The sequence below is a fragment of the Acinetobacter pragensis genome (assembly GCF_001605895.1).
GTDB lineage: Bacteria > Pseudomonadota > Gammaproteobacteria > Pseudomonadales > Moraxellaceae > Acinetobacter > Acinetobacter pragensis.
Genome location: NZ_LUAW01000004.1, coordinates 1 through 12,808, shown reverse-complemented (window position 1 = coordinate 12,808; position 12,808 = coordinate 1). Strand labels below are relative to the sequence as shown.

Sequence of the window (12,808 nt, the reverse complement as noted above, 5' to 3'; positions counted from 1 at the left end):
GAGGGTTTTACTATGTGTGGTATTGTCGGCGGCATTGCTGAACGCAGCATTACAAATATTTTAATTGAAGGCTTAAAGCGCCTCGAATACCGTGGCTATGACTCTGCTGGCCTCGCATTAATCAATGGCGGGCAGGTGCTTCGTGAGCGCCGTGTCGGCAAGGTGGCTAATTTAGAAGAAGCCGTCAATGAGTCCCATATCGCCGGCTCTCTAGGCATTGCGCATACCCGCTGGGCGACACATGGCAAGCCGACTGAAAACAATGCGCATCCGCATATTTCAGGCGATGTTGCGGTGGTGCATAACGGCATTATCGAAAACTATCAAGAACTGAAAGATGATCTTGAAGCGCTGGGCTATGTTTTCACTTCTCAAACGGATACAGAAGTCGTTGCGCATTTAGTCAATGATGCGCTGAAAAACACGCCTAGCCTGCTGGAAGCAGTTCGCCAAGTCGTACCTCAGCTAAAAGGCGCATACGCGCTGGGCATTGTGCATACAGACCACCCTAATGAGCTGATTACCGTACGTGAAGGTTCTCCGCTGGTCATTGGCGTCGGGATCGGCGAAAACTTTATCAGCTCTGACCAGCTGGCGCTGCTGCCGATTACTAACCGCTTCATTTACCTTGAAGAAGGCGATATTGCGCGCCTGACCCGTACCAGCATCGAAGTCTTTGTCGACGGCAACCGGGTTGAACGTCCAGTCAAAGAATTGGATGCTGCGGTGAGCAATGCATCGAAAGGCGAATACAAGCATTACATGCTGAAAGAAATTTACGAACAGCCTGAGGCGATTCAGCAAACAATTTCTCAAGCGCTGAACGGCAATGCGCTGCGCGATGACTTTCTGAAAAATGCAGAAGCGGACTTCAGCAAAATCCAGCAAGTACAGATTATTGCCTGCGGTACCAGCTACCATGCCGGAATGATTGCAAAATATTGGTTTGAGCAGTTAATTAATGTATCTGCACAAGTTGAAATTGCCAGTGAGTTCCGTTACCGCTCTCCAGTGATTGTGAATAACACGCTGTATGTCTGTATTTCTCAATCGGGTGAAACAGCAGACACTTTAGCTGCGCTTCGCGATACACAAAAACGCGCTGCAGCCAAGAATTTAGACATTGCCACATTGACGATTTGCAATGTAGCAACCTCCTCGATGGTGCGTGAAACCGACCACAGCCTGCTGACTTTAGCTGGTCCTGAAATTGGGGTAGCGTCAACCAAAGCTTTCACTACGCAGCTGGCTGCATTGATGCTGTTAATCTTGAAGATCGGCCAAGTCAAAAATACCATCGCAGCTGAAAACATTGAAACCATTACAGCCGAATTATGGCACACGCCAAAAGTAATTTTGGATACACTGCAGAATAATGAAGCAATTTTGCGTCTGTCTGAATTGTTTAAAGAAAAACAGCACTGCCTATTCTTAGGCCGCGGCACGCAATTCCCAATTGCTTTGGAAGGCGCGCTGAAGCTGAAAGAAATTTCCTATATTCACGCAGAAGGCTATGCCGCCGGTGAACTGAAACACGGGCCATTGGCCTTGGTGGATAATGACATGCCTGTGGTGATTCTTGCGCCGCAGGATGACATGCTGGACAAACTGAAATCCAATATGGAAGAAGTTCAAGCGCGCGGCGGTGAGTTGTTTGTTTTTGCTGACATCAACAGCGGTGTCAACGAAAAAGACCGCCAGCATGTGGTGAAAGTTCCTAGCATCAGTGCAGTTTTAGCTCCAATTGTATACAGTATCCCTGTGCAATTGCTGTCGTATCATGTGGCAGTCCTGCGCGGTACTGACGTGGATCAGCCTCGAAACTTAGCAAAATCTGTGACTGTAGAATAATAGTTGCTATTAAAAATGGCGCTTTTGTATGAGAGTAATAAAGTTTCATACTGAGTAATAAAACCTCATACTGAGTAATAAAGTGTAATACTAGATTGCTCAAAAAATCCACACAGGCTATGCTCTAAAAAGCATGTTGTGTGGATTTTTTTATGGCTAATTTTAAGAACACACAAAATCATGAACTCAAAATTCAAAAATGGATTAAAGAAGGACGAGGACAGGGTTTTGGAAGTAACTATAAGCCTTGGATTACAATTCGAGATGTGAGTTCAGAAGGTCGATCTCACCGAGTTTTTGGTCATAAAAGCCAAAGAACCCATCATCTTCTGTCTGATCTAGAACTTTCTGCTTTTTTATTACTGGAATGGCATTCCACTACTATCGATATTCGAGAACAATATCCATTAGACCTCGAACAAACTCTAGAAATTGCGGAGATTGGACTGCTCCCTGTACCCTAGACAGCCTCATTTTGAAACTGCCTCAAAGGCTTTGAACAAAGCCTGTGACCATTCGTAAAGCAAGTCGAAATAGAGATTTGATCATCAGACAGCATTGAATTGCAGTGTCAGAATAGGTTTGATTCCGGCCATGCTTAGCTTGTGGCTGAGCATACCATTAAGTCGTTGGATCAAACCAAACTGAAATATTACCTCGCTTAATTAAAGCTTCGTTATACGAGGGCCAACTGGTTGTACAATAGATTTTTTGGGGCAGGCTTCTTCATTTTGAAATTATATTGCTGAAGAAGCTATTAAGAATAGGTTTGTGCAACAAAGCCATGCTGAATGTATGATGATATATAATCAAAAAATAGTTTATTAAATTCATAATATTGCTAATTTTGATTATATATTCACTAAGTACTTCTTTATTACTCTCATACGGCTTAAAGCGCCATTTTATTTTAGTTCGATCTAATAATAAACATTCATTTCAATTAATTTACTTTGATTTCCAAACTACGTTTGTAGCCATCTACATGTATTTCAAGCTGCTCTATAGCCCACTCGACATCATCTTCAGTTGCTGCCAGCCCAACAATACGCTCGAAAATTGGCAGCAATTGTTCTAATGTATAATGTTTTTCAAGAGACCGAAGAATACGGCTATGTTCGGTGATTTGTGTATCTTCCTGATCAATCAGTAATTCCTCATATAATTTCTCCCCTGGGCGTAAGCCAGAATACTGAATTTCAATATCACCAATATCAGAACCATCTTCACGAACTTTTAAACCACTTAAAGCGATCATTTGACGAGCTAAGTCTTGAATACGAACAGGTTCACCCATATCCAATAGAAAAACATCACCGCCAGTACCTAAAGCACCAGCCTGAATAACGAGCTGGGATGCTTCTGGAATTGTCATAAAATAACGTGTTACATCAGGATGAGTTACTGTAATTGGACCACCCTTGGCAATTTGTTGCTTAAACAAAGGAACAACTGAGCCGGATGAACCTAAAACATTACCAAAACGCACAATACTAATTTGCGTTTGGTTTTGGGCCTCAGCCATAGCTTGACAATATAATTCCGCCATTCGCTTCGAAGCACCCATAACATTGGTTGGTCGAACAGCCTTATCAGTTGAGATTAATACAAATGTTTCTACACCTTTTTTGACTGCAGCATTTACGCTAAATGCAGTGCCTACAGAGTTGTTTTTCAGGCCTGCTAAAGGATTACATTCCACCAAAGGAACATGCTTATAAGCAGCGGCATGATAAACCGTTTGGACATGGTATTGTTCAATCACACGTTCAAGCTTTAATTCATCTAACACTGTACCTAAAATTGGGATAACTTCAATACTAGAATTTAAACGCAGTTCTTTATCAATGCTATATAAAGCAAACTCAGTTAACTCATAAATCACCAATTTTTGTGGTTTATTTTTTATAATTTGGCGGCATAGCTCTGACCCAATTGAGCCACCGGCACCAGTAACCATAACAACTTTTTGATGAATATTTTTAGCAAGTAATTCAGAAATAGGTGGAACAGGATCCCGGCCTAATAAATCAATAATATCTACCTCACGAATATCTGAGATTTGAATATCACCATCTACTAATTTAGTTAGCCCTGGAATTTCAGTAATCTTAATATGTGCTGATTCTAAAAATTGAACAATTTCACTTTTACGAGTACGCCCTACGGAAGGAAGTGCAATTAAAATTTCATCAATCTTCTCACCATTTAAATGCTTAAGTCCTTGCTCTGCACTATATACTTTTAATCCCCCAATAATTTGTCCAAATAATGATTCATTATCATCAATAAAAAATAATGGGAAATGCTCATCAGAACGATTTAACATAGCCGCAATTTGTTGACCTGCGTAACCTGCACCATAAATCACAATTTTTCTTTTCGGCATATTCGTCTGTAAACTTGCTCTCACAATAAAACGAATTGCGCTACGACTAAACCAGACCCAAGCAAACATTAAAAATCCAAACATCAATGGAATTGAAGTTGGTATAAATGCATGACTACAATACGCTAAAGCATATAAACCTAAGATTGTTAATCCTGTAGTAATTGCTAAACGAGTAAAAAAAACTTCGTTAAATGTACGAACAATAAAATGGTAAAGCCCGCAAATCAATGAAATGACCACAGCTAGAGCACTTATCCAAAATGAACCAAAGGCGATATTAGGAACAACTTCCGCACCTAAATTGAACTCACGTAATGCATAACAAAACCAAATTAAAACTGGAAACGCTAAAAAATCTAAAATTACTAAAAATAATTGTTTGGCGTACCGAGGGGAATTCACCAAGGGCATAATGACTGATTTCACAGGACTAGTCTTCTCTATGCTATTTATATAATTGAACTAAAAATGGTTTTAGTCGATATAGCATTATTAAACAAATGTAAAAACGTAAGCGAGTTCAATTACTGAGACTCGCTACACAGAAAGTGAATTAAATTTTTGAAAGTACACTTTTAATGGCAATAATTGTCGTACTTAAACTACTTTCACTTAACGTTGGATGCACAATGAACATCAGACTCGTTTCTCCAAGTTTTTGTGCATTTGGTAAACGCTTTTCAGGACGCCAAGGCGTTCCATCAAACGCGTGTTCCAAATAAACTTCAGAGCATGAACCACTAAAACATGGAACATCCATTGCTGAAATTTCATTCATAATACGGTCGCGAGACCAATCTGCAGGCAATTGATCAGTATTTACTTGTACATAACATTTATAAGCTGCATGGATATAATCTTGAGAAGGCTGATGAACCGTTACATAAGGAGTATTTTCAAAAGCAGCATAAATTTTCTGCATATTTTCGTTACGCACTTTTGTCCATTCCGCCATTTTTTTTAACTGAATACGGCCAATGACTGCTTGCATTTCCATCATGCGCCAGTTGGTACCGAATGAGTCATGCAGCCAGCGAAATCCTGGTGGGTGCTGCTTATTATAAATACTATCAAAATTCTTACCATGATCTTTATAAGACCACATTTTATTCCATAGACTTTCGTCATTGGTGGTGACCATACCGCCTTCACCGCCAGTGGTCATGATTTTATCCTGACAGAAAGACCATGCACTAATGTGTCCGATAGAACCGACAGATTTACCTTTGTATTTTGCGCCGTGTGCCTGCGCGCAGTCTTCAATAACATAAATGCCTTTATCTTGCGCCAGCTGCATAATTGGATCCATATCACACATCCAGCCAGCCAAATGCACACAGATAATTGCTTTGGTATTTGGCGTTAAGACAGCTTCAATGGTTCGGGCGGAAATATTTTGTGAATCCAATTCCACATCTGCAAAAATGGGATTAGCACCGGCCGTCACAATTGAACTGGCAGAGGCTAAAAATGTGCGCGATGTAACGATTACATCATCACCTGCACCAATGCCTAAAGCTTTTAATGCAACGTCTAGCGCGACTGTCCCGTTTGCTAATGCAACGGCATGTTTTGTTTCTGCAAAGGTTGCAAATTCTTTTTCAAACTCACGGCATTCCTGACCCGTCCAATAGTTTACTTTATTTGATAGCAGTACTTTAGATACAGCATCCGCCTCTTCTTGCGTAAAGCTTGGCCATGGTTCAAATGCAGTGTTTAACATATTTTATTCCTAAATTGATTTTTAAAAATCTTTATTTCTTCTCTAAAATTCGGGCTGGATTACCTACAACAGTAACACCTGCGGGAACACTTTTGGTCACGACTGCACCCATACCAACCACAGCGCCTTTGCCAATAACCAATGGTTTGTCTGGTGCGCCTTGTTTGATCACAGCGCCAGTACCAATATAGGCATGATCTTCAATGTGAATATTGCCATTGCATTTTACACCTGGCGCAAATGTGACGTAGTCACCAATGATACAGTCATGCGCAACATAGCTATAAATGTTTGCATGGAAAAACTTACCAATTTTAATATTTGAAGTAATGCATGTAAAAGGACACAGTAGACTGCCTTCACCCATTTCTACTTCATCTAAAATAACTGTATTCGCTGCTTGAATTTCTAAATGTTGAACACTGTCCTGGTTTAAACGAGCCACCAATTTTTCACGTACTTGGCTATTTGCGATTGCAATTGTCACGCGTTTATCGGTTTTAGAATCATTAATAAAATCAGTGTAGCTTAGTACTTGAAATCCGTTTAAATCTGTATTTGCCTGACCGTCATCAATAAATACAAAATGTTCTTTATTTAATTCAGTAAATTGCGCACGTACTAGCGGCATGACCTCTTTGCCAAATCCACTTGCACCATAAACACCAATCAATTTATCCGACATTATTCTTCATCCTTATGGTTTGATCCTGTAAAGCGAGTCATCGTTGCTTCACCTTCTGCACTAATGTCATCCTTCGCAATCACTTTCTGAACTGTCTTCAACATGATTTTAAAGTCCAATACGGTTGACTGGTTTTCGACATACCATGTGTCTAATTTGAATTTTTCTTCCCAACTAATCGCATTACGACCATTCACTTGTGCATGACCAGTCATACCGGGCCGTACATTATGACGCTTTGCTTGTTCTTTATTATAAAGAGGCAAATATTCCATAAGTAATGGACGAGGGCCAACCACACTCATATCGCCTTTGATTACATTCCACAGTTCAGGCATTTCATCTAGACTGGTTGAACGCAGCATTTTACCAAATGTTGTCAAGCGCTCGCTATCTGGCAATGGATTACCTTGTGCATCCACAGCATCTTTCATGGTACGGAATTTAATCATTTCAAATGGCTTGCCATTTAGACCCGGACGCACTTGACGGAATAACACTGGCGAACCTAGATTTTTTTTCACTTTATAAGCAACGAATACATATAAGGGGGAAAGGAGCATAAGCGCAATAGAGGCAAGAATAATATCTAACAGTCTTTTCATCAGTTTTAATTCACTTCGGCAAAACAATACTTTCAAGTTTTGTTGCAATTTTAGAATAGTCTAAATGCTGTAAGACGTATTCCTTCCCACGTTGCCCCATTGCTTGGCGCTCATGTTCAGGTAAATCGTATAACTGCAAGATTGATTCCGCAATCAATGCTGGATTTTCAGCATCAATGGTTAATCCTGCATCGGCCAGTTCAACAATGTCACCTTTTCCAGAAAAAGCATGAATCACAGGCTTAGCTGAAAAAAGATATTCAGGCAGCTTATTCGGTGCTATCCCAAATCGATAAAGTGAATTTTTTTGCCAGCCTATATAACAGATATCAAATGTACGTAACATAGACTGAATTTGCTTCTTGGGAATTGCATCAATATACGTAATATTATCCAATCCTAAATCCAATGATTTTTGAACCAAATGCTGTTTTTCCTTACCTGAACCTACAAGTACAAAATGAATATCTTTATAAGCTGACAATAATTTAGCAGCATCAATTAAATCATCTATCGCATTTGCTACACCTATTGTACCTGTGTAGCCAACAATAAATTTATTCTTTGGTAACTGAGATAAAACATCTAAAGACAAATCTTCTTTATGAATGACCTCATCTATTGAAATTCCATTTGGAATCCAATTAAATTTTTTGGGGTTTAACCCCCTACTCATCATGTGTTCTACAGCATTGAAAAGATTTGAGAATACATAGCCTGACTTTTTGTATGCTCGATCTTCAATCCATTGCATGAATCGAACGAATGGATGCTTAGGAGAATGACCACCAAGCTCAATTAATGTCAAAGGCCAAATATCACGGACTTCAAAAATAAATTTTGCCTTATATTTATTCGCAAGATGCTTTGCCCCTAAGTAACCTATAGGCGAAGGAGATGAATACAAAATTGCATCAGGTCGGTCCGTAATAACGGATGGTAATTTTGTGAGTGCCCAAGAAAATTTGAACCAATTCAGCACACGTTGTTTGCTGTGAGCTTCTTGGTATTCTGGTAAATTCACCCAGACGAAGGTAAAATTTTTATCAATTTTTTCTAACAGATAAGGTTCTGAAAATTGTTTCGGTTGACGCAGTAAATGACTGTATCGACCAGCAATTAAATAGACTCTATATCCTTTTTTTGCTAATTCCTGCGCAAGATAATAATGTCTTCCGCCCATTGCTGTTTCAGGTGTTGAGCTATATTGGTTGATGAGCCAAATGGTTTGTACTGAGGACATATCATTAACCTAAAATTTTAGAATAAAATTGAAACAACTTTTGCTCTTCAATATTCCAATTATATTTTTCAAGCACAGCAACTCGACCATTTTCACCCATTCTTTGAGCATCAATACGGTTTGTATTTAAAGTTTTAATCGCGCTAGCAATTGCAGATGGATTCAATGGATCAACACAAAGCCCACACTGTGCTTCATCTACAATGCTACGCCATAATGGAAAATCCGATGCAATTACTGGAATACCCGCACACATATATTCAAACATTTTAACTGGCAAAGAATCGAGATAGCTTTGTGTCGGGTGTAGTACCACAAGCCCAGCAAATGATTTAGACAATGTATTTTGAATACCTTCTCTATCTACATAGCCAAGAAAGTCGACATTCTTCCAACCTTGCATTTGCTTTACTTTATTTTCCAAATTAGCATCAGCAAAATTACCAGCAATAAGTAATCGCGTATCATCCGAAAAATCAATAGCTTCTACCATTTGAGTAATTCCACGCACTTCCGCTAAACCGCCAATGTAACAAACATGATTATTGTCTGTTACATTTGAATGCTTAATTTTTATGAATTCTTCAGTCTTAGGAAAGTTATTAATATCAATTGTATTAGCATTAATATTTAAAAACTTATCACGAATAAATGGTGTAGCAGCAACAATACCATCTAGTTTTGAACAAGCGCATTGCTCATATTTTTTTACTAAAAAAGATAAAACTTTTTTTGTAATAGGTTTTAAGTAATGTTTGGATTGAATTTGGTTAGGCAAATCCTCATGTGCATCAAATATGACTTTTTTCCCTAATTTCTTAAGTTTTAAACCAACAGGAATAAGCTCTGGATCATGAAGATGATATAAATCTGCATTTAATTCAATAGCTTTTTTATATACAGCTTTGGTTGCATTTAAAATTCTATTTTTACGCCCTAAATAAACACCAACATCAATAATATTAACATTATTTTTAGCCTCATCTCCCTTGCCATCAGCTACAACTAAATACGTACTATAAATATCAACCAAAGAACTACATTGTTTTACAAAAATACGTGTATCGAAGCGAGGATGGGCTGAAGTTAAGTGAGCAATTTTTTTCTTAGACATTTAATTATATTCCCTTACAACTAAGCATATTATTATATGCTTTTAACATCTTTTTTTCTTGTATTTCCCATGAATTATCGCAGGCTACACTATATGCATTTTTTTTCATAACGGTTAAATCCTGATTTAAAAATTCATCTATTGCCTGATTAATTCCATCTGAAGAAAAATTACTGATTGCAGTTCCTATATTATTTTTAATAACTAATTCAGACATATCTTTCATATTTGAAACTAAAATAGGTAAACCCGCCATAGCATATTCAAATAATTTATTTGGCATACAATAATAATAAGATAAACATGTATTTTCGATTAGGGAAATTCCTAAATCTGCTGAAGCAGTATATTCTAGTACAATTTGTGGAGGTACAGCTGGATAAAAGAAAATGTTATTATATTCAAGCATAACAGCTTTAATAGCTTGCTCCAATTCACCATATCCCATAAAAACAATAACAATTTTATTATCATTACGAGATTTAAAAGCATCTAATATTAAATGGATACCACGGCCATTAAACAAACCACCTTGATAAAGCAAAATAATTTGCTCATTACGAATACCTAATTTTTCACGAAAATGATTATTTTCTTTTAATGCTCTTTGTTTAGGTGCATTTAATACAACTGAGGGACGGCAAATACTATATTCATTAACATACCAATCAGCAATACTTTCACTCACAACCAACATCATATCTACTTTATGGATTAGTTTTCGTTCTAAAAATTTTGATAATTTTTTTCGTAAATCTAAACCCGCAGATTGCTCTGTTTCTAACTCATGTGCATCATAAACAACTAGTGCATTTAATACATATTTTGCAAATACAGCAAAGGGTAAAACACCAAGAGCATGTGCATTTACAACCTTTGGCTTTACTTTTAATAAAATAAAAAATGTTCTAATAAAAAACTCTACATATTTAATAAGTTGAAAAAACAAACCTTTAGGTAATTTTCGAGTAGCTAAACGAATTCGATATAATTCTACATTCTTTGAAAGCTGTTCATATTCTTTTAATTTTTCAGAACCTAAAGCAATAATAGTTATATTTTCAAATACTTTATTTTGTGATAGCGAATTTACTTGCTTTAACACACGACTTGCATTCGTAAATTCATTCATATTAATATGCACGTTATTCATTATCTTTCTCACAAATAACCAAAGTATACCAACGTAAATAATTTACCCAACGCCATACTTTCAAATCAAATTTACGCTTACCATCTACGACTTCATTAAACTCTTTAATAATTTCAGTTTTATCAATAAAATCAATTTCTGGTGTTTCTTCAATCCATCTACGTATTTCTGTAGCCATACCTAATAACCATTCAGACTCAGGTGTTGCAAACCCAATTTTGTCTTTCCGATCTAAATGGCTATCAGGTACAATTCCTCGCATTGCTTCACGGAATACATGTTTCGTTTCACCTTCATTCGAAATTAGATAATGCTCAGGTAAACTTAATAAGAACTCAACTAAAGGTAAACTTAAAAATGGTACACGACTCTCAATAGAGAATGCCATTGAGTTTCTATCACCATGTCTTAAAAGACTTGGAAGACCTCGGCCTTGTAGCGCATGTGATAAAGCTTCTCTTACACGTTTACCTTTATTAACTTTTTCCTGAATTGGTCGATTTTCTGAAAAATAAATATCTCGTTGTTTAAGGAAGTCTATATTTAACCATTTTGGATAAAAATCTCGTCCCATATTTTTTCGAACAGAAGCATACCAAGCATCTGGTAAAACAATTCTAGCTAAATATTTCCATGCTAAACCATAACTTCTTCCTGGCCATTTTGCCCATTTTTTAGCAAATTGATGTGCTTCTAAAAAATCACCTTTTTCAATTAAACTAAGTAAACGATAGCCAGGATAACCAGAATATCCCGCTAATAATTCATCTGCACCTTGACCATCTAGAGTGACAGTGATCCCTTTTTCTTTTGCAAGCTTAAAAACGCGATATTGAGCATAAATACTGGTCCCACCAAAAGGCTCTCCTTGCATTAAAAGCATATGATCTAAATTAGTTTGCATATCTTTACTAGATGAATAAACCTTATGTGCAGTAGCATTAGTATATTTCGTAACGCCATCCACCCATTTTTCTTCAGTTAGTTTTTCATCATCAGCAATATAACTGAATGTATGAATTTCAGCAGTAGAATCTAAAGTTCGCATAGCACAAACAACAGCTGATGAGTCTACCCCCCCTGAAAGGGCCGCACCTAAAGGAACATCACTACGCAAATGGTACTTAATACTATCTAAAAATAATTCACGTGTTCTTTGCGCAGCATCTTGAAAAGATAAATTAGAAGTCTTTGACAAGTCTGGTTTCCACCAGACAATTGGTTGTGTAATTGTACCTGTAATTAAATCATATTCAAACCAATGTCCTGGAGGTAAATGCTTAATGCCCTCAATAAATGACTGTTCAGATGAGTCATAATCCCCATGAACAAGATAATCATAAGCTTTTTGTAAATTTGGTTGGGATTTTTTACCAATAAGTGCAGTTACCGCACGAATATCTGAACCAAAAAATAAATCATCATTATCAAAATTATAAAAAAAAGGTTTTATTCCAAAAGCATCACGGACTAAAGTAACTTTATTTGTTACTTTATCTAATACAGCAAAAGCAAACATACCAATTAGTCTTCTTAAGACTTCAAGCCCCCACTGTTGCCAAGCAGCCAATAATACTTCAGTATCCGAATCTGTATAAAAGGTAAAACCTAAGCATTTTAACTCGTCACGGATTTCCTGATAATTATATATTTCACCATTAAAAATAATACTATATTGATTACATTGTGATTCAAATGGTTGAATTGCAGCATTACTTAGATCGATAATAGACAAACGAGCATGTGCAAAAGCTACATACTTACTCTTCTGCTKAKCCTGAACCGTATTGGTTGGAATAGACGCCCAGCTCATCCGCCAAGGCATAGCCAATGGTTGCCGGCCGTTCAGCCAGTTTTTTTTGACTGACAATACTGTCTGCAACTGCAAAATCCGCTGCGGTCTGCTCTAATGGATGCGCTTGCACATGAATGGTTTCCAGCTGCTGCGCCTTGGGCTGCGGCACAGCAGAGGTTTTTTGAATAGCCGGGCCATCTGCAAATGCAAACGGCGAGACTGTGGCAAAAAATGAGACAGTGATTAA

The 12,808-nt window shown here is 37.5% G+C and carries 9 protein-coding genes and 3 pseudogenes; 2 read left to right on the top strand and 10 right to left on the bottom strand.

The genetic code is table 11. The features are described from left to right. The first annotated feature begins 12 nt into the window (after window positions 1-12). Both glmS and AZH43_RS01535 read left to right on the top strand, forming a co-directional pair. A complete protein-coding gene (gene glmS, locus AZH43_RS01540; RefSeq protein ID WP_067665803.1) occupies window positions 13-1,851 on the top strand; it encodes a glutamine--fructose-6-phosphate transaminase (isomerizing) in 1,839 nt (612 codons plus the stop codon). A 152-nt stretch (window positions 1,852-2,003) separates the two neighbouring features. Further along, window positions 2,004-2,291: pseudogene (locus AZH43_RS01535) on the top strand (heteromeric transposase endonuclease subunit TnsA); the annotation flags it as partial. Between the two features lie 49 nt (window positions 2,292-2,340). Here AZH43_RS01535 and AZH43_RS18000 read toward each other — a convergent pair. The 10 genes and pseudogenes from AZH43_RS18000 to AZH43_RS01490 all read right to left on the bottom strand — a co-directional run. Next, window positions 2,341-2,581: pseudogene (locus AZH43_RS18000) on the bottom strand (transposase); the annotation flags it as partial. 213 nt (window positions 2,582-2,794) lie between these two features. Beyond that, window positions 2,795-4,669, bottom strand: a complete 1,875-nt coding sequence (locus AZH43_RS01530; protein WP_067665800.1) for a polysaccharide biosynthesis protein — start codon at window positions 4,667-4,669, stop codon at window positions 2,795-2,797. Window positions 4,670-4,796: 127 nt separating this feature from the next. After that, window positions 4,797-5,966, bottom strand: coding sequence for a DegT/DnrJ/EryC1/StrS family aminotransferase (locus AZH43_RS01525; RefSeq protein WP_067665797.1), 1,170 nt, complete (start codon window positions 5,964-5,966; stop codon window positions 4,797-4,799). A gap of 31 nt (window positions 5,967-5,997) precedes the next feature. Then, a complete protein-coding gene (locus AZH43_RS01520) occupies window positions 5,998-6,651 on the bottom strand; it encodes an acetyltransferase (protein WP_067665794.1) in 654 nt (217 codons plus the stop codon). Next, complete coding sequence (locus tag AZH43_RS01515) at window positions 6,651-7,259, bottom strand: sugar transferase (RefSeq protein WP_067665864.1); 609 nt, start codon at window positions 7,257-7,259, stop codon at window positions 6,651-6,653. The genes AZH43_RS01520 and AZH43_RS01515 overlap by 1 nt, the downstream gene beginning before the upstream one ends. Before the next feature lie 7 nt (window positions 7,260-7,266). Further along, a complete protein-coding gene (locus tag AZH43_RS01510; protein WP_067665791.1) occupies window positions 7,267-8,499 on the bottom strand; it encodes a glycosyltransferase family 4 protein in 1,233 nt (410 codons plus the stop codon). Window positions 8,500-8,503: 4 nt separating this feature from the next. Next, window positions 8,504-9,613 carry a glycosyltransferase family 4 protein gene (locus AZH43_RS01505; protein ID WP_067665788.1) on the bottom strand — a complete coding sequence of 370 codons (1,110 nt, stop codon included), beginning with the start codon at window positions 9,611-9,613 and terminating at the stop codon, window positions 8,504-8,506. A gap of 4 nt (window positions 9,614-9,617) precedes the next feature. Further along, window positions 9,618-10,745: a glycosyltransferase gene (locus AZH43_RS01500; protein ID WP_227509764.1), complete on the bottom strand. Its 1,128-nt coding sequence runs from the start codon at window positions 10,743-10,745 to the stop codon at window positions 9,618-9,620. A 13-nt stretch (window positions 10,746-10,758) separates the two neighbouring features. Then, window positions 10,759-12,501 carry an asparagine synthase (glutamine-hydrolyzing) gene (gene asnB, locus AZH43_RS01495; RefSeq protein ID WP_406564599.1) on the bottom strand — a complete coding sequence of 581 codons (1,743 nt, stop codon included), beginning with the start codon at window positions 12,499-12,501 and terminating at the stop codon, window positions 10,759-10,761. Window positions 12,502-12,544: 43 nt separating this feature from the next. After that, window positions 12,545-12,808 (bottom strand): annotated as a pseudogene (locus AZH43_RS01490) (zinc piracy TonB-dependent receptor ZnuD); the annotation flags it as partial.

Bases quoted from the DNA above. Each gene is read 5' to 3' on its own strand.
- AZH43_RS01500 (WP_227509764.1), bottom strand. From the start codon at position 10,745: ATGAATGAATTTACGAATGCAAGTCGTGTGTTAAAGCAAGTAAATTCG.
- AZH43_RS01525 (WP_067665797.1), bottom strand. From the start codon at position 5,966: ATGTTAAACACTGCATTTGAACCATGGCCAAGCTTTACGCAAGAAGAG.
- AZH43_RS01520 (WP_067665794.1), bottom strand. From the start codon at position 6,651: ATGTCGGATAAATTGATTGGTGTTTATGGTGCAAGTGGATTTGGCAAA.
- AZH43_RS01510 (WP_067665791.1), bottom strand. From the start codon at position 8,499: ATGTCCTCAGTACAAACCATTTGGCTCATCAACCAATATAGCTCAACA.
- glmS (WP_067665803.1), top strand. From the start codon at position 13: ATGTGTGGTATTGTCGGCGGCATTGCTGAACGCAGCATTACAAATATT.
- AZH43_RS01505 (WP_067665788.1), bottom strand. From the start codon at position 9,613: ATGTCTAAGAAAAAAATTGCTCACTTAACTTCAGCCCATCCTCGCTTC.